Annotated in this window: 15 protein-coding genes and 1 pseudogene; 7 read left to right on the top strand and 9 right to left on the bottom strand. The window is 70.6% G+C overall.

What is annotated here, in order from left to right; translation table 11 throughout:
- Positions 1 to 958 precede the first annotated feature (958 nt).
- A pseudogene (locus P3T27_RS34515) lies at positions 959 to 1366 on the bottom strand (integrase); the annotation flags it as partial.
- 659 nt (positions 1367 to 2025) lie between these two features.
- Between P3T27_RS34515 and P3T27_RS34510 the strand changes: the two are divergent.
- Positions 2026 to 4008 carry an AAA family ATPase gene (locus tag P3T27_RS34510; protein WP_280685237.1) on the top strand — a complete coding sequence of 661 codons (1983 nt, stop codon included), beginning with the start codon at positions 2026 to 2028 and terminating at the stop codon, positions 4006 to 4008.
- 103 nt (positions 4009 to 4111) lie between these two features.
- On the opposite strand, the gene P3T27_RS34505 is transcribed toward P3T27_RS34510, so the two are convergent.
- The 5 genes from P3T27_RS34505 to P3T27_RS34485 all read right to left on the bottom strand — a co-directional run bounded on the left by P3T27_RS34505 (position 4112) and on the right by P3T27_RS34485 (position 10370).
- Positions 4112 to 4249: a hypothetical protein gene (locus P3T27_RS34505; RefSeq protein WP_280685229.1), complete on the bottom strand. Its 138-nt coding sequence runs from the start codon at positions 4247 to 4249 to the stop codon at positions 4112 to 4114.
- 50 nt (positions 4250 to 4299) lie between these two features.
- Positions 4300 to 5397 carry an integrase core domain-containing protein gene (locus P3T27_RS34500; protein WP_280685228.1) on the bottom strand — a complete coding sequence of 366 codons (1098 nt, stop codon included), beginning with the start codon at positions 5395 to 5397 and terminating at the stop codon, positions 4300 to 4302.
- A 459-nt stretch (positions 5398 to 5856) separates the two neighbouring features.
- Positions 5857 to 6291, bottom strand: coding sequence for a hypothetical protein (locus tag P3T27_RS34495; protein ID WP_280685227.1), 435 nt, complete (start codon positions 6289 to 6291; stop codon positions 5857 to 5859).
- Positions 6292 to 6777: 486 nt separating this feature from the next.
- Positions 6778 to 8283 carry a serine/threonine-protein kinase gene (locus P3T27_RS34490; RefSeq protein WP_280685226.1) on the bottom strand — a complete coding sequence of 502 codons (1506 nt, stop codon included), beginning with the start codon at positions 8281 to 8283 and terminating at the stop codon, positions 6778 to 6780.
- Positions 8280 to 10370, bottom strand: coding sequence for a serine/threonine-protein kinase (locus P3T27_RS34485; protein ID WP_280685225.1), 2091 nt, complete (start codon positions 10368 to 10370; stop codon positions 8280 to 8282). Before P3T27_RS34485 ends, P3T27_RS34490 begins: the two co-directional genes overlap by 4 nt.
- 519 nt (positions 10371 to 10889) lie before the next feature.
- On the opposite strand from P3T27_RS34485, the gene P3T27_RS34480 reads away from it, so the two are divergent.
- The 4 genes from P3T27_RS34480 to P3T27_RS34465 all read left to right on the top strand — a co-directional run bounded on the left by P3T27_RS34480 (position 10890) and on the right by P3T27_RS34465 (position 14902).
- Positions 10890 to 11492, top strand: a complete 603-nt coding sequence (locus P3T27_RS34480) for a hypothetical protein (RefSeq protein WP_280685224.1) — start codon at positions 10890 to 10892, stop codon at positions 11490 to 11492.
- Between the two features lie 201 nt (positions 11493 to 11693).
- Positions 11694 to 12287 carry a hypothetical protein gene (locus P3T27_RS34475; RefSeq protein ID WP_280685223.1) on the top strand — a complete coding sequence of 198 codons (594 nt, stop codon included), beginning with the start codon at positions 11694 to 11696 and terminating at the stop codon, positions 12285 to 12287.
- Between the two features lie 248 nt (positions 12288 to 12535).
- Positions 12536 to 12781, top strand: a complete 246-nt coding sequence (locus P3T27_RS34470; protein ID WP_280685222.1) for a hypothetical protein — start codon at positions 12536 to 12538, stop codon at positions 12779 to 12781.
- An 846-nt stretch (positions 12782 to 13627) separates the two neighbouring features.
- Positions 13628 to 14902: a trypsin-like serine protease gene (locus P3T27_RS34465; RefSeq protein ID WP_280685221.1), complete on the top strand. Its 1275-nt coding sequence runs from the start codon at positions 13628 to 13630 to the stop codon at positions 14900 to 14902.
- 52 nt (positions 14903 to 14954) lie between these two features.
- Here the strand turns inward: P3T27_RS34465 and P3T27_RS34460 are convergent, their stop codons facing one another.
- The gene (locus tag P3T27_RS34460; RefSeq protein WP_280685220.1) at positions 14955 to 15665 is read right to left on the bottom strand and encodes a hypothetical protein; all 711 of its coding nucleotides are present in this window, start codon (positions 15663 to 15665) and stop codon (positions 14955 to 14957) included.
- Complete coding sequence (locus tag P3T27_RS34455; protein WP_280685219.1) at positions 15662 to 15868, bottom strand: hypothetical protein; 207 nt, start codon at positions 15866 to 15868, stop codon at positions 15662 to 15664. The genes P3T27_RS34460 and P3T27_RS34455 overlap by 4 nt, the downstream gene beginning before the upstream one ends.
- 238 nt (positions 15869 to 16106) lie before the next feature.
- Between P3T27_RS34455 and P3T27_RS34450 the strand changes: the two genes are divergently transcribed.
- Positions 16107 to 16298, top strand: coding sequence for a hypothetical protein (locus tag P3T27_RS34450; protein WP_280685218.1), 192 nt, complete (start codon positions 16107 to 16109; stop codon positions 16296 to 16298).
- Positions 16299 to 16609: 311 nt separating this feature from the next.
- Here P3T27_RS34450 and P3T27_RS34445 read toward each other — a convergent pair whose 3' ends face one another.
- Positions 16610 to 16882, bottom strand: coding sequence for a hypothetical protein (locus P3T27_RS34445; protein WP_280685217.1), 273 nt, complete (start codon positions 16880 to 16882; stop codon positions 16610 to 16612).
- A 52-nt stretch (positions 16883 to 16934) separates the two neighbouring features.
- On the opposite strand from P3T27_RS34445, the gene P3T27_RS34440 reads away from it, so the two are divergent.
- Positions 16935 to 17444: a hypothetical protein gene (locus P3T27_RS34440; protein ID WP_280685216.1), complete on the top strand. Its 510-nt coding sequence runs from the start codon at positions 16935 to 16937 to the stop codon at positions 17442 to 17444.
- The last annotated feature ends 39 nt before the right edge of the window (positions 17445 to 17483 follow it).

Below are 17483 nucleotides of genomic sequence, written 5' to 3'. Positions count from 1 at the left end.
CCACCTCCGCGGCCTCCAGCCGGGCGACCTCGGCGTCGATCTCGGCGAGCTCCTTGCGCAGCCGCTCGGCACGGTCGGCCAGCACTACCCGACGCTGCATCACCCACACCAACACATCCGCCACGAGCAGCCCCTTCCCGCGTCCCTCCCTACGGAGCGTATGAGGCGACTCTGGGGCGGCGGAGTGATTCCGGCGAAGCCATCACGCGGCAGACGATCACCTGCTAGCGATCACGCCGCTGACCGGCACGAGCACCCCACCCTCGCCCCACGCTAGCCCCGTGACCTGCAACCTCAGGTTGGAAAATCCTCATTCGTCTCACGGTTTTCGCGGTTCGACAGCGAGGCTGGGGCCGCTCGGGGTCGTGAGCTGGCGCCCAGGGTGATCCTTCTGTGGTCATCTGTCGGATTTGTCGATCTCTGCGATGGGTTCGATGGTTGCTCGCCGTGATCGCAGATGCTGGTCAGGCGGTTCGCACTTGACGCATCTGCCATCGATCAAGTGCGCGCCGACAGGTCCAGCGGCTGCGCAAGCGCCCGATGAGTCGGGTGATGATGACGCAGCGCAGCTGGCTTCGTCGAAGGCGCGGCGCGGCGGAGGTGGGGGAAGCGCCTCTGGCCCGGCGGCAGGTGCTTGCGGTGGCGAACTCCAGAGCGCGTGGTTGCCATGTGTGTCGACGGGCTCGCGAGCACCCTTGAGGTGACCACAACGTGACCCTGAAGCCACAGCTCAACATAGGTGACAGAGTTATCGGCACCCACAGGGCTACTGCTGACCTGTTCCGGTACTCCGCCAGGGGGCGTGCAGGGCTCGCAGCCCATGGTGCTTTGATCCGCCCGCCGGCGCCTACTCGCCCGCGGCGGTGATCTGTTCGAGCACGTCCGTGTAGTGGGAACGCCGGTCGGGGCGGGCGTGGTCGGCTGCGTGCCGGAGGGCCGGGAGATGGCGCTGGTCTCAGATGAGGGCGCGGTCCAGCAGCTCTCGGCGGCAGATCTGTATCCATCGCTCCATGAGGGAGTTCATGCTCGGCATGCGGGCGCTGCTGAGCAGGACCTGGATCCCCGCGTCTTTGAGGACGGCGTCGAACAGTTCGGGGAACTTCTCGTCCCGGTCCCGGATCATGTAGCGCGCCCGGGAGCCGGCGTCCTCGAGGTCCATGACGAGGTTCTTCGCCGCCTGTGCCACCCAGGACGCGGTCGGATGTGCGGTGGCGCCGAGTATCCGGATCCGGCGGTTGGCGTGCTCGATCACCGCGAGCACGTACAGCCGCGCCCCGGACAGTGTGACCGTCTCGAAGAAGTCACAGGCGAGGAGTGCTTCCGCTTGGGAGCGCAGGAATGGCGCCCAGGTGCTGGAGGTCCGCTCCACCACGCCGAGCAGGCCCTCTTCGCCTACATCGAGGGGCTTCTGCAACCCCCGGCGCCGCCACCATTCGGCGAACGGCCAGCTCAGGCCGGCCGAGTCCGAACACCAGTACGCCGCGAAGACACCACAGAGCGTGCTCTACGCAGTCGCGCAGCTTGCAAGCCCACCAGTGTCTGTCGGACCCGGGCAACTCCACCTCGACTTCAACTCGATGGTGATCGCGGCACGGACGTCGCTCTCGACAGGCGGGAGTGCCACGGGTTCGCAGGCGATGCGCAGAAGGTGTTTGCGTACTCGGCAAGTTGCTGTGGGGTGTTGGCGGAATTCTTCGTGACCGACGGGCAGTTGCTGGCGTCGTAGCCCAGCCGATCTGGGCCGGTGCCAGTGAGCTGCCGCAACTGGCCGCTGTGGTCGGCCTGTTCGGTTCGCCGTCCCGACCGAGGGAGCCGCCCGCAAGCCACCCCTGACTGGGATTACTGAGTCAGTATCTTTACCCAGTTCGGTTATGATGCTTGCGTACTGCAGGTGAGCCCGTTGTAGGGGAAGGGTCGCGATCGATGACGTCGGAAGTCCAACACGTGGACACTGCACCGGAAACCGCGAGCCTCGACGACGAGTTGGAGCATGAGCGGGCCTATGTTGAGCTCTGCCGGGCGGCGATGGCGCGGGAGGTCGAGGACGCGAGCTACCAGGTCATCGCGGGTGAGGACGTCTCGGGCGACGGGGCGAGCGCGGAAGCCCTGGGCCGGTACCTGCGGACCCGCGCCAAGCAGATGAAGGAGCTGCCGGAGAGCCCATCCTTCTTCGGTCGTCTCGACTTCGACGACGCTCCGGAGACCGGCGACCACCGCAAGCAGCGCTACTACGTGGGCCGGCAGCGAATCTCCGAGGACCCGGCCGCGCCGCCCCTGGTGATCGACTGGCGGGCCCCGGTCTCCCGGGTGTTCTACCAGGCGAGCGCCCACGAGCCGCTCGGGCTCGCGCAGCGCCGCCGGTTCGGTTGGGCACCCTGGAGCCTGGGCACGCCGGAAGACCTGACAGGCCTGGAGGACGAGCACCTCGACCGCGCCGAGGAGAGCGGTGCCAGTGGAATCGTCGCCGCCGAGATCGAGCGTCCCCGCACCGGGCCGATGCGTGACATCGTCGCCACCATCCAGCCCGAGCAGGACGAACTGGTCCGGGGCGAGCTGAGCGAGTCCGTGTGCGTCCAGGGGGCGCCCGGCAGCGGCAAGACCGCCGTCGGCCTGCACCGCGCCGCGTACCTGCTCTACACCTTCCCGCAGCGGATCCAGCGCAGCGGTCTGCTGGTGATCGGCCCCAACCGGACCTTCCTGCGCTACATCGCGGAGGTCCTCCCCGCGCTCGGCGAGATCGACGTGACCCAGTGCACCGTCCAGGACCTGGCCGCCTCGCACGCGGTCGAGGCGGAGGACGACGAACGGGCCGCCGCGATCAAGCAGGACGCGCGGATGGCCACCGTGCTGCGCCGGGCGCTGTACGGCAGGATCCGGGCGAAGGACTCCGAGGCCCTGGTCGTCCCGGACGGCTCCTACCGGTGGCGCGTCTCCTCGGACGAGCTCGACCGGATGGTCGCCGACATGCGCGAGCAGGCGCCGCCGTACGCGATCGGCCGCGAGAACGTCCGCACCCGGGTGGTGGCCATGCTCCAGGACCAGGCCGAGCGGCGCTCCGGCATCAAGAACGGTACCTGGCAGCGGAAGATCGGCCGCTGCAAGCCGGTCGCGGCCTTCCTGGAGTCCGCGTGGCCGACCCTGCGCCCGGAGACCGTGGTGGCCGCGCTCCTCAGCGACCCGGCCGTGCTCGCCAAGGCCGCCGACGGTGTGCTCAGCCCCGAGGAGCAGGCGGCGATCCTGTGGCGCAAGCCGCCGCGCTCGGAGAAGAGCGCGAAGTGGTCCGAGCACGATCTGATGCTGGTCGACGAGGTGGCCGGCCTGATCGAGCGTCCGGCCAGCTTCGGCCACGTCGTCGTCGACGAGGCCCAGGACCTGTCCCCGATGCAGTGCCGGGCGATCGCCCGCCGCAGCGGCTTCGGTTCGCTCACCGTCCTGGGTGACCTCGCCCAGGCGACCGCGCCCTGGTCGGCCTCCTCCTGGACCGAGCAGCTGTCCCACCTGGGCAAGCCGCAGGCGTCGGTGGTCCCGCTGACCACCGGCTTTCGGGTTCCGGCCGTCGTCATGGCGCTGGCCAACAAGGTGCTGTCCGCCCTCGACGTGGACGTCCCGCAGGCCGTGTCGCTGCGGCAGGACGGTGAACTGACGGTCAGCCGGTCCGAGGACCTGGGGTCGGCGGCGGTGTCGGCGGTGCGCGCAGCGCTGGAGCGGGAGGGTTCGATCGCGGTGATCACCGCCGACAGTGCGGTGGCGCAGGCCGCCGCCGCGCTCCAGGCCGCCGGGATCGCCACGGCCACGTCCGAGGACGTCGGCACCACCGCGCGGGTGACGGTGATTCCGGCCTCCCTCGTCAAGGGGCTCGAGTACGACCACGTGGTCGTGGTGGAACCGGCCGCCATCGTGGAAGCCGAGCCGCGCGGACTGCACCGGCTGTACGTCGTGGTGACCCGGGCGGTCTCCCGGCTCGACGTCCTGCACTCCCGGCCGCTGCCGGCGCCGCTGGCCGGCTGACCGGACCGAGCGGGCCGAGCGGGTCCGAAGACGCCAGTGGCCCCTCTCGCTGAGAGGGGCCACTGGCGTCGTGCCACCGGGGTGCGTACGGGAGGCCGCTGGATCAGCGGGGCGCGGTGCGGGCGGCCAGTCCCTGCTCCAGCATCGAGAAGGCGTGGTCGGCGGTGGCGACCGCCTCCGGGTAGAGCTCGTCGGCGGTCGTCCCGCCCACGATCCGCTGCCGGTTGAGCTCCGCGAGCACCCGGTGGACGGCGATGACCTTGTTCTTGCCGAAAACCTCATCCGCCCTGATCAGGCTGCATGTCGGTATTCGTGGAGGAGGCCGCCGAGTCGGTCGGTTCGGCGTATGTCGAGGCTGGCGATTTGCTTGTGGTTGTCGATCGGGGCGGGAAGGGGGCAGAGGGGTCGGGCGTTCGCGATGCCCTGGTGCGGCCGGTGCTGGTTGTAGAACGTCTCGAACTCGCGGAGGGCGTGCAGGAGGTGGCGCTGGTCCCAGATCAGGGTGCGGTCCAGCAGTTCTCGCCGACAGGTCTGCACCCACCTTTCCATGATGGAGTTCATCCTCGGCATGCGGACTCCGCTGAGCACGACTTGGATACCCGCGTCCTGCAGGACGGCGTCGAACAGGTCGGGGAACTTTCCGTCCCGGTCCCGGATTATGTAGCGGGCTCGGCAGCCGGCGTCCTCGAGGTCCATGACGAGGTTCTTCGCAGTCTGCGTCACCCAGGAGGCGGTCGGGTGTGCGGTGGCGCCGAGGATCCGGATCCGCCGGTTGGCGTGCTCGGTGACCGCGAGCACGTACATGCGGGCCCCGGACAGGGTGGCCGTTTCGAAGAAGTCGCACGCGAGAAGCGCGTCGGCTTGGGATCGCAGGAAGTCGGCCCAGGTGGTGGAGGCGCGCTCGGGTGACGGTGGGATGCCGGCCTCTTTCAGGATCTCCCAGACGGTGGATGCGGCCACCTTGACGCCGAGGACGAGCAGTTCACCGTGCAGGCGCCGGTAGCCCCATGCCGGATTTTCGGCGGCCAGGCGCAGGACAAGGGAGCGGATGGCGCGCACGGTGCGCGGTCGGCCTCCGCGCTTGGGCCGGGACTGGGTGGCGTGACGGTGGGCGATCAGATCGCGGTGCCAGCGCAGCACGGTGTCCGACCGTACCAGCAACCGTATCCGATGCAGCACTTGTGTCGGCAGACCCTGGAGCAGGGCTGCCAGGAAGGCCCGGTCGCTCGTTTCGAACCGCACCCGCTGTCCGCTCAGCTGCCGCTCCAGCACGGTGATCTGATGGCGCAGGGCGAGGATCTCCACGTCCTTGGCGCGGTCGCTCATCGGCAGAAGTCGCAGGATCGCGAGCGCGTTTGTCACACCCAGGTACGCCAGTCGCAGAAGCACGGTCGGTCATCATGCCGGGAGCATGGCGACTCTGCCAGAGCGCCGGCTCGACCGACGAGGGTCGGCACTTCTCTGCACTCTCGCGAGTGCTTCTCACCAGGGCGGATGAGGTTATCGGCAAGGGCAGGGTTGCCGGTGTACAGGCGGTGCAGGGCGGCGTCGAAGCCGGCCCGGCGCTCGGGGTTCACGATGCTGGTCCGATCCGTCGTGTCCTCGGCCGGCCGGAGGGCGTACGACTGTCAGGCGAGCGGAAGAGGTCACCACGGACGTACGAGGGTGGTGCGGCGGGTTGCGGTGCGGCGGCTCTGTCCCCGCCAGCGTCCGCAAGGCCGGCCGACGCCCGGAGAAGGGCTCCCCGCCGGAGCCTGCGCCACACCATGCCGTCCCAGCGCCAAGCCGCGCAAGCGCCGGCGGCCGAAGTCAACCGACCGGGCGACCGGACCCCGCGGCAGGACGGTCTCAGGGCGTGCTGCGGCCGATCGCCGCCCACGCGCGCATCAGCTCGGGATTCCACATCGTGAGGACGGCGGGCGCGGGCGCCGCGAACCCGACGACCTCAACCACGGTGGCCGTCACCGCCATCAGGGCCCCACCGGCGCAGACCGGCGCGTGGTGTCTGGCAACCAACCCGAAGTTCAGGACGGCGATACCGACGGTGGCGACGCCAAGGCCCGCCCAGCACCACGGCAGCCGCGGCGCGCCGACCGTAAGGAGCGCGAGGAGCGCGGTGCCCACTGCCAGCCCGGACGGCAGCACGGTGATGAACAGCGCGCTCTCGCCCGTGCCGTCCAGGGCCTCGTGGCAGGCGGCGGACAGCATCACCCAGCTCACCACCGCGTAGCCGGCGAGCAACACCGTCGCGGGAGTGGCCAGGACGGGATGCAGCGGCGTCATGACCGTGCCTGAACGACCGGATCCGGACCCGTCGGCCATCACCGCTCGCCTGCGGCAACAACAGCGGCGAGGCGCAGGTTGGCGGCGGCCCGCCCCGGACGACGGAGAGCAAGCGACATGTCGGCCATGCTGGCGGGCACGGCCGCCGAAGCGGATGCGCCACACCCGCGGCCCACCCGGACGAGCGGCCGGCAGCAGGGGATGTTGACAGCACGCACCCGCCGCGCGCGGCCCGCGCCGACATGCGGTGTCCCGGCCCGCCGGCCCGTCCACCCCTGCGGTTCGCGGCGCGGGTCGGGTCGGGAAGGCCGGGAGGTCGGGCCGACTGGGTGGCAGGCGGATCTGCGGAATCGGCTGGTCGACGGGCGGCGACCAGCCGGTACCGGCCGCCGATCGTATGCTCCTGCTGCCCGTGCATCGCTTCCCCCGTGCTCTTCGTGTCCTCTGCGGCCCCGGTGCCGCGGCGGGCGCGGGGCTGGTCGGTTGTCAGGTGGTCTGTGTTCCGCCAGCCAGTTTGGGGGCCAGGTCCTGGGCGAAGCGGGCGCCGATGATACACAGCCCACCGCCGCCCGGTTCGGATTCGAGGACGGCGGCGTAGCCGGCGGGTGTCCGCCAGCCGATTTCGCACCGGTCCTCGTCCTGGTTCGCGTAGGCCGCGGCGGAGGTGAGCCCGTCCAGGTGCAGGTTGGCCGACTCCTTCGGTGTCTTGCGGTCGGTGATCAGGTGGAAGGGGGTGGTGGAGTAGGCCAGTGTCATGGTTCTGTTGTTGTCCACGGTGGCGGCGCCGACTTTCCAGGTGCAGGTCTTCACGCGGTTGGAGCCGTTGGTGAAGCCGCCGGCCTGCCCGACGCTGGTGAGCTGGTGGTCCTGGATGAGGGTGTAGTTCGTGACGTCGCACGGGTCCCCGCTCCACGCGGCGGCCTTCGCGCTCATCGGCGACCCGGACGCCCCTTGGTCGCTGCCGGTGTCGAAGGGGTGCAGGAGCGCGACGGCGGCCCAAGCGGCGGCGCCGACGGCCAGCGTGGCGGCCGCCGCCACCGGCACCACGCGGCGGCGCCGCACCGGCTCGGACTCCGGGCTTGAGCCGGGCCCGGTGCCGGACGGTTCGGAGTTGCGTTCACGCAGGACGAGGGTGGCGGCGCGGCGCTCGCTGATCATCGCCGTGACTCCGGCGGGCAGCCACTGGGTGTCGTCGGCGGAGGTCGCCAGGTGTCGCAGCGCGTCGGACACGAGCGGGCGCCTGCCCGGCTCGGGGGCGAGGCAGATGCGGATGAACGCGGCGAGTTCGCCCGGCACCCCCTCCAGGTCCGGGGGCTCATGGATCGTCCGGTACAGCACCACATCCGCACGCCCCTGCCCGAACGGGCTGCGGCCGGTGGCGGCGTAGGTGAGGACGCAGCCGAGCGCGAATACGTCGGAGGCCGGCCCGGTGGGCTCGCCCCGGGCCTGCTCCGGTGACATGAAGCCGGGGGTGCCGATTACCGCGCCGGTGTGCTGGCCGCTGTCGAGGGCACGGGCGATCCCGAAGTCGATGACTCGCGGGCCGTCGTCGGCGACGATGACGTTGCCGGGCTTCAGGTCCCGGTGGACCAGGTCGGCGGCGTGGATCGCGGCTAGGCCCTCGGCCAGACCGGAGCCCAGCACCCGAAGAGCCCGGTAGGGCAGGGGCCCGGTGTCACGGACGACCTGCTGCAGCGACGGGCCGGGGATGTATGCGGTGACCAGCCACGGCCGCACCGCGTCGGTGTCGGCATCCACCACCTGCGCCGTGTAGAAGCCGCCGACCTTCCGCGCCGCCGCGACCTCCAGGGCGAAGCGCCGGCGGAAGTCGGCGTCGTGCGCGAGCTCGGCGGCCACTACCTTGACCGCCACCAGCCGCCCGCCCGGCGACCGGCCGAGGAACACCTCGCCCATCCCGCCCCGGCCCAGCCGCCGCACCAGCTCGTACGGCCCAACCTGCCGCGGATCCTCCTCGCCCAGCAGCTCGATCACCCGATTGACCACAGCTGGATGGCGCCCAGTAGCTCGCCGGTGTCGGTGGTCGCCGCCAATTGCTTTCCGTCCGGACCGAACGCCACCTTCCCCCCGCCACTGCGCCCCGTCGGAACCGCCGTCCCCTTGCGGGAGGCAAGGTCCCACAACGTCACCCCACCACCCGTCGAGCCGGAGAACGTGGCGCCCGCCACGATCTTCCCGTCGGGGCTGACCGACACACCCTGGTAGTGCGAGTTGACGTCGGCCAGGGTCGCGGTGAGCTTCCTACTCGCCATGTCCCACACGGCGACGCCGCCGAACGAACCGACCAGCGTCTTCCCGTCCGGGGTGAAGTCCAGCGAGGTCACCCCAAATGGGTCGGTCTTGTCCAGGGCGAGGGTGGCAACCGGGGAGAAGGAGGAGGAGACGTCGAAGAGGTCCACCGCACCCTTCAAATCGCTGCCGTAGCCGACGGCCAGGGTCCTGCCGTCCGGGCTGAACGCGACACTGCGCGCGGCACCCAGGGTGCCGTTCGACCCGGGCCCGACCACCAGGGAAGCGACCTGCTTGCCGGAAGCCACCTCCCAGACCACCGCCGTCCCGATGCTGTCGCGCCCGTCCCGGCCGAGCGCGACCAGCCGCCCGTCCGGACTGAACGCCACCGCGTACGGCTGCGCCAGGCTGTGGCCCTGGGAGGCAGCGACCACCGTGATCACCTCCTGGCGGGAGGCCGCGTCCCACACCGTGACGGCCGCCCGGCCGGTCTCACGGTCCTTATCGTTCTTGCTGCGCAGGTCGGGGGGCAGGGTGTAGCAGGCGGCGAGGAGGCCGCCGGTGTAGGAGAAGGTGACGGCGTTGGCGTCGCCCAGGGCGCGGGCCACCGCGAGGACACCTACCTGCTTCCCCGCGACCGGGTCAATCAGGACGACTTTGTTCAGCCCGCCGGTCGCCAGGAGCTTGCCGTCCGGGCTGAAGGCGACGCCCTCGCCGTCGCCCTGCTCACGGCCCACCTCGACCAGCGGTCCCGCCGTCAACTTCACCACCCCCGGCCCGGAGCCGGCCTCGGACCCGTTGCCGTTCGCCCCGTCGGAGGAGCCCGGGGTGCCGGTGGTCGGCCGGTCGTCGCCGGAGGCGGCCCAGATCCCGACCGACACCCCGACGGCCGCGAGGGCGGCGGCACCGGCGACTGCCAGCAGCGCCCGCCTCCCCGACCGCACGCCGGTCCCTCCGGTGTGGGTGCCGGCCTCCGCCTTCCGCTCCCCGACCATTTCCACGAGGGTGGGCGGCAGCCAGTCACCCGGCCCCGGCCCCGCCAGGCTCCGCACCACCTCGCCCAGGTCCGGCCGCGCGGCCGGGTCCTTGGCCAGGCAGGCGCCGATCAGGTCGAGCAGCGGGTACGGCACCCCCGCAAGGTCCGGCTCCTGCGTCACCACGCGCAGCAGCGCGTCCGACCCGAGTCCGTCACCGAAGGTGTTGCGGCCGGTGGCCGCGTACACCAGGACGGCGCCGAGCGAGAAGACGTCCGACGCTGCAACGGCCGCGCCGGTGCGCACCTGCTCCGGCGCAAGGTAGACGCCGCCGGGTGCCGCAGCGACCGTCCGGGACGGGTGGGCGGCGTCCCACAGCCGGGCGAGCGCGAAGTCGGTCAGCCGCGGACCGTCGTCCGCGAGGATCACATCCCCCGGGGTGAGACCGCCGTGCAGCAGGCCGGCCGCGTGCACACGCGCCAACGCCTCCGCCAACCCGGACCCCAGCGCCCGCAGCGCCTCCTCCGGCAGCGGCCCGTGCGCTGCCACCGCCTCCCGCAGCGACGGCCCCGGAATGTACGCGCTCGCCACCCAGACGAGGTCGCCGTCGGCGGCGGCGTCCACCACCGGCGCCGTGTAGAAGCCGCTCACCGCACGCGCGGAGGCGGTCAGCTCCGAGAAGCGGCGCCGGAACTCCGCATCGGCCGCCAACTCCGGGGCAACCACCCGCACCGCCACCAGTCGGCCACCGCGGGAGCGACCAAGGAACACCGTCCCCAGCTCCCCGTCACCGAGCCGCCCGACCAGCCGGTAACCGCCCACCTCACTCGGATCGCCCGCCCGCAGGGGTGTCGTCATCGCCGTTTCCTTCCCGTCCATCCGTGGCGCCGAGGTCCCACGGCCGCCACCCCCCGTGGTGCCATGCCGATTCGGCAGCTCGGGCGTCCGGCCAACCTACTGCTGTGAAGTCCGGGTCGTGGTCAGTCTCGCCTGGACGTGGGCAGCGCGTTGGGAGCGCGTTGGGAGCGCGGTGAGCGTCGAGGGCGCCCGCGAGGAGGCCGGCCGTGGTCTTCACGCCCTCGGCGTACTCGGTTTCGTCCAGCTCGCCGCCGAACGGTGTCACCGGTCCCCTGGAGATGACGAGTTGGCAGGCGTCGGACGACAGCTCGACGGTGAGCGGCGTGCCGGGGAAGACCCCCTGCTCCCCGAGACCCCGGCCGGCTGCGCCACCGCCGGCACGGTGCCGGCCCGCCCCCCCGGCTGATCTTGAGTTGCCCCGCGCGTGACGTCCCACAGGGTGCGCCTCGGCACTACTCAGCCGGCTCTTGAGTACGTCCACTCATGAATCCCTGCCCGCCACTTCCTACCGTGAGCTGCATGGACACGAACGCGACTCCCGCCCACCCGCCAACCTCGGGAAGCCCGAACTGGGCCACCATCTGCGGGATCGTGGTGACCGTCCTCACTGCCCTGCTTGTCCTGGGCGGCATGGCTCTGGCCAAGTTCGAGGACAGCCTGACCCAACACGGGTACCTCAAGAACTCCGGAAGCGTGGCCGAACCCCTCCGCCCGAGCGCGACCGCCCGCTACGACGACGGCCTGACGATCACCGTGAGCCGACCCCACCGGGAACCCGACAACAGCTTCCGCTTCACCATCACCTACGACAACTGCACCGACAAGGAACTGCGCCCGGGCGGGAAAACCCCGGACACCAGCGTCGGCACGATCGGCGACTCCGCTCCCATCGTGGTCCGCGCGGGAAAACCCCTCGACTCCGACATCTCCAGCTCCGACGTGATCTTCCTGGACCGGGCCGAGACCGTCAGCGCTCTCATGCCGCCCCTCGGTGAGGGCCAGAAGCGCACCGTGCCAATACGGGTCAAGCCCGGCACGGCAGGGAACCCCGTCACGCTGGAGGTCCGCCCGTCGTCCGCCGGATACCGCGAGATCGCGTACTGGCAACTCGATCTGAGCTGATACCACCTATGGATACCCGGAGCAGCTGGGGGCTGTGCGTGGCTGGCGCAGCTGAACGCAGCACTCGCCGGGGATGGAAGCGAGGACGGCTTCGACGCAGTACCCGGTCTTCGCCGCTTGTGCCATCATCAGCTGCTGTCGGCCGACCTCGGGGGACTTGTGAGCCGAATCAACTGTCCGCAGTGCGGTGCGCTCGATCAGGTGCGCAGCGTACCGAGCGTCTACCAGTCGCAGACCAGTCGATACTCCGGGACGAGCACCGGCTACACCTCCGGTGTCGCGTACGCGAGCGGGGTCGGTGTGGTGCCGGCCTATGGCCAGGCGACCGTCCACACCTCGGGTGTCTCCACAACGCTGCTGGCGAAGCAGGTCGCTCCGCCGCCTCGGCCGCAGCTGGCCAAGCCCGGCTCCGGGTGCGAGATTGCTTCCCTGTTTTTCCTGGCACTGGTGTTCCTGCTGTTCCTCCTACCGCCAGTGCTGACGTCCGACAAGCACGAGCTGCGGGGCTTCCTTCTGGCGTTCGGCATGTTGGGTGGGCCCCCCTTGGTTGCGGGGGTGGCCATGGCCGTTAGGCGCGCTAAGAAGGGGGACCGGATGCGGCAACAGTTCGAGGAGTATTCGGCGATCCAGCCGTCGCTGGCCGCGGCTTGGAGAGCCACCTATCTCTGCCTGCGCTGCAACGTCGCCTACCTGCCCGATGGGGAGTTCGGGATCAGTCCCGCACCGGTCGTGCCGGTGTGCGATCTTCACGGCCTCGTCGCGGTCACCGCCGCCCACCTGCGCGACGAGGACTGACAACTCCGGTTCCCCGGAGGCGCCCTGAACCTATGCGGCACGACCACCCGCCGCGGCATCGGCGTACTGATTCAGGACCTGCCGTTGCCGTTCTGCCGGGAGGCGACGGAGCGGATCCGGTCGGCGGCGCGCTGGCCGCTCCCGGAGGTTTGGGCGAGAGCCTCCCGCTCGTCCGAGGTGAGTATCCGTTCCTCGGGCCCGTCAGGCGCCTCCGAGCGGCCGCGGTGGCGTTCGGGTCACCTGCGGTGGTGGACCTCACCAACGCCCGCTCGACCGCAGCCCACCTCGCCGCGAAGCCCAGCGTCCAGATCACCCCCGCCGAACGCCTGCGACCGCCACCAGGCAAGGATTTGCCGAGGATCTGCCGCAAGCCCACGATCACGGTCCGTCCCGGTGACCTCGGCAAGCTCGACAAGCTCCGCCAGGACCGCCATTACCTCACCCCGACATGGCACGACGCCTACAAGCCCATGCGGGCCCACAACGTTATCTAGAGCAGCCCGAAGGGCGTCCTCCATGTCCGTCACGGGCCCGATCCTGCCAGCGGCAAGCGTCGTGGACATGGTTATCTCTTCCCTCGTCCAACACATGGAGCACACGGAGGAGCAATGCCAGGAGTACCGTGCAGGTACGAACCGGCTGCCGGCCGCAGTGGCATTCAGCGCCGACGACCTCCAGCGGCAGGCCCGCCGCGGGGTTGGTGAGGCGCTCGACGATCCTCTCGTAGGATCGCGCAGGCCCGCTGCAGACCACCTCCACGACCCACAGCTCGCCCGGCCAGCCCGGATAGCTCCACGCCTCGGTGTGCGCCGGGGCCGTCCCGGCGGAGAACAGCGGGCCTCCGGTTCCGCCGTCGGCATCGGGCTGGCCAGCACCGGCTGGAGCACCCTCGTTGGGGTGGCCCGCCAGTGGCGCGCCCACCCCGACTACCCGGCGGCCGCCGACCGGGAGTTCACCGACTTCGTGAACACCGCCGTCCGCGCGGCCGCCCGCTGAGGAGTACCGGTGAGGTGGGTGCGCCGCTGGCGTCCCGTCGAACTTGCGGTCCAGGAGCGGGCTTGGTCGGGGTGGACGGAACGTGGATCCTCGGCGAGGAGGGGGAGCGGTGAGCGCGGGCAACCTGCCGGTGCCCGCCGGTGAGGCGACGTCGTTGGTGCGGTTCCCCGGCCCGCTCGGGGGTTTAGGCCGGGGGCCGCTGTTCCACGATGCCGGTGACGGCAGCCGACGGCGCGCGGGGCTACGCCGTGGCGGTGGGCGCACCCGGCTTTCCTCGCTAGGCTGCGGCACGCATACGATACGATAACTCCGCGTGAGGGCTTTGGTCACTCTATGGTGTCTCCATGCGCGGATCGAAACTCCTGTACGCGGCAGCGGTCCTGGTCCTGGGCACCGCGTCCATCGCCGTCGCAAGGGCCCAGGACACCGCCGACGAGACCCGCATGGCTCCGGCGATCCTGCTGAGCCGCGAGTACCACGAGAAGCACCTGCAGCCCATCGCGGATGAGATCCACCGGCTGATCGACACCGGACAGGTCGACGGCAGCGACTTCGCCTCAGTCGTGTTCCACGGCGACGAGCACTACCTCGACCTCTACTGGAAGGGAGCCCTCCCCGCCAGGATCACCAAGGCCGTCGACGCCTGGCGCACGCGCACCCGCGAGGCGATGCGCCACGACCCCGCCGGCCCGGTGAGCCCCGACTACGACGTCCACTACCGGACGGCCGCCTACTCGCTCTCCGAGATGGACAGGGCCATCGGCAGGTTCATCGGCACCGTCGGCAACGACAAGGCGGAGTGGTCCTCGATCTCCCCGGCCAACGACGGCAGCGGCCTCGTGCTCTCGTACCAGCCGAAGGCCAGCAAGCGCATCGCGCCGGCCAACGCGCCGATGCGCGACTACGAGGCCCGGGCCGAGCAGATCGCCGGCATCCCAGTCCACCCGCAGATCGGCTCCCCCGAAACGCCCACGCAGGGCAGCCGCACCAGCGACGCCCCGCCCTGGTACGCCGGAGCCGACCTCAGGCTGAGCGACAACAGCCGTTGCTCCACCGGAGTGCCGGGCTGGGTCAACGGCAAGCGCGTCCTGCTCACCGCCGCCCACTGCCAGACCAGCGGGAACGTCTACAACGGGCAGCGCGTCGTCGGCGAGGTCACCGCGTCCGACGGCGGCCTCGACGTTGCCGTCATCACCACCGACACCAGCACCACGGCCCGCTTCTACAGCAGCGCCTGGAACAGCAGCGACTCCCGCCCGCTGTACGGCCCGGCGCGCCTGGACCCGGGCCAGTCCGCCTGCTTCAGCGGCGCCACGTCCGGGTTTCACTGCGAGCTGGAGGTCACGCGCGTCGGCGTCCACTCGCCGTCGGGGCGCACCAACGCGACCGAGGTGAAGTCACGCGGCGGAGGCATCGCTGTCGCCCAGGGTGACAGCGGCGGGCCGGCCGTGGCCAACCCGCAGGGCGACTCGATGGCGCCGGTCGGCGTCATCATCGCCGGGAACACCGACACGAAGATCCCGTGCAGCGGCACCTCGTCCACGACGGCATGCTTCTCGACCGGTTACTACACCCCGCTCGACCCGGTGGTGTCCAAGTTCGGGTTCTCGGCGTTGTGACCCGCCTGGCACAGGGCCGCTGCCTCTACGGCGCCGCCGGTGGCGCGCCGGGCTACGCCGTGGCGGCGTCGACCGGCCGGGTGGCGCCGCGTTCGGCGGCCGCCAGCGGCTGGACGGTGCCGTCCGGGCCGGGCAGGAGCAGACGCTGGGAACGCGGGCGGGCGCGGCCGCGGCCGGTGCAGTGGACCACCTCGCGGTGGGTGATCTCCCCCCACCCGTCGCCGAGCCCGAACGTCTGTACGTCTGAGGTGGTCAGTGTCAGGACAGCGCCCTCCCAGGGCACGGGGGTGAGCAGCGTGGTGCCGGTCTCGCGCAAGATCGCCTCCAAGCGGCGAAGTTGGCGGGGTGGGGCGGGGGTGGTGGGCTGGAGGAGCATGATCGGGGTGGCGGGGGCGAGGTCTGCGGCCACCTGTGCCCACTGGGCCCCGGGGATCTCAGCCAGCACGGTGCGTTGCCATGGGATGCCGTAGGCCTTCGCGGCTGCCGGGCCGAGGTCTCCGAGTCCGATGATGCTCACCCAGTCGTGCCTGGTCACGGCGCCGCCAGCCAGGGCCAGGAGGAGCCCGGCGTCGCCCTGGACGGAGACGACGGCGCCGCGCGGGAGCCGACCGTCGGGCAGGACCGGGGCGAGCGCCGCGTGCGCGGGCCGGGTGGCGGCTTCCACCCGGGCCAGCCGGGCCCCGGGGGACGTCTCTTCGAGGAGTTCGGCGAGTCGGTCGCTGCGGTCGCTGCCGCCGGGGAGGATCGTGAGCGGGGCGCTCACCGGTCCGCCTCGTTGTCGGGGAGGGCGGCTCGTAGTTCGGCCGGGCGCAGGCTTCGGCGGGTGTGGATGATCCACTCGTGGGTCAGGGGTGGGCCCCACAGGACGTGGGCGGCCCAGCGGCTTTCCCTGTCAAGTTCAGCGTGTTGGACCTTCGCCAGGGGCTGACGGTCGGCCTGGGCATCGTGGTCAATGTGTTCCAGCACGGCTGAAACACAAAGTGGGTTCTGGCGCATCGGGGCTGACGTCGCTTATCTTCGGAGTACTGATTGAGGGCGTGTCCTCAGGTCTTCCGAACCGGCTATCCGGAACCGGAGGGATTCGCGGGCTCACACCGTCTCAGCCAACTACCGTTTTGGTAGTCGGGCTGAGGCGACATGCCCCGGACCGGCTACCCTCGCAGAAGGATGCCGACCGTTGAATTCCCGACTCTCCATGCGGGCCTTGCTGGTCGCCCTGGCTCTCATCATGTCCCTGCTGGTCGCGCTCGTTGCCGGCGTGCTGTCGTGGGCAGACGATCGCAACGTCCCGAGCGCGATCCTCTATGGCGGCGGAGCCTTCCTCGCCTGGATGACGCTCTGCGTCACGCTCTGCGCCGCCCTGGGGCTGTTCGAGAGGAACGCCCCGTCGCACTGATCGGCAGCAGAAGGACGCTGATCGGCGGATATGGCCACAAGTGGACATATCCGCCGATAGTGCAGACGGGGTTGTCGACTGCACCGACACTTCGACCGAGCGCCTGATGATCGGCTATTCAAGTTTGCAGCTGAGAAGCCGTTGTCTTTCCGAGAGTGACGGGCGTATTTCCGCTGGTCAGGCATAGTGTCGGTGTCTCGGCGGCAGGAACACGGTGTCGTGTCGTCTCTTCGGTGAGGTGCCGGGATGCCGTCGGTGATGGGGTTGCTGGAGGAGCGTGAACGGGCTGCTCGGCAGCGGGTGGAGGCCCTTCAGGCCGAGCTGCGTGAGGCGGAGGCCGTGTGGGAGCGGTTCGTGAGGCGGTGCACTTCGGTGAGACGCGGCAGCGCCCTGCCCTTGCCCTTGCTCTTCCCGTTGGCCTGCCCGGGGACGGCGGGATCGCTGGCAGTGGTCAGCAGGCGGGCGTGAAAGCCATCGATGCAGGCGGCTTCGTACCGGCGCAGCCACCAAGTCTCCCGGTCGGGACGGTCCGCCAGGTCGAGAAGGCCCGGACAGACGTCGCAGAGCCGAAGCGTCAACCGCATGAGCCCTGCTCGCGACGAACGCGACCGCATACGGGCCGCGACGGACCGCATCATGGTCGGCACCGCGGAGCGGTCCAACGGTGCCCTGACGATCGTCGCGCTGGCCCAGGAGGCGGGCGTCCCGAGGAACGTCCTCACCCAGCGCCATCCCGATCTGAAGAACGAGTTCTACGAGAAGGTGCGGGAACGGGGCGGGACGCCGGAGGCGGAGACCCGACTTCGCCGACAGATCGTCGAGCTGAAGGAGGCCCGGGCGAGGGACAGGAACGAGATCAAGCAGCTCAAGCTGGACGTCCAGGGCCTTGTCCAGGCCCTCAACCAGTCGACTCTGGAGAACCTCCAGCTGCGGGAAGCCCTGCCCGGCCCGCGGGGCAGGTCCGCGCGCTGTCGCTACGACCCGCTCCCGACCGCACCTGACCGGCCCGAGCCGCGCTGCCGGCCCACTGAAATGCCGTTGCCGATCGCATTGATGGTGGTGTTGAAACCGGTGAAGAGCAGGATGAACGTGATCGGCCCCGGTTCCGGCCGGCACACCAAAGAGGCCAAAAGCTCAACACGCTGAACTTGACAGACATCCCATGAGCTGGCGTGTCAAACAGCG

It is taken from the genome of Kitasatospora sp. MAA19, assembly GCF_029894125.1.
GTDB lineage: Bacteria > Actinomycetota > Actinomycetes > Streptomycetales > Streptomycetaceae > Kitasatospora.
The sequence above is the reverse complement of the archived record's forward strand: the minus strand, read 5'-3'. Positions and strand labels throughout refer to the sequence as shown.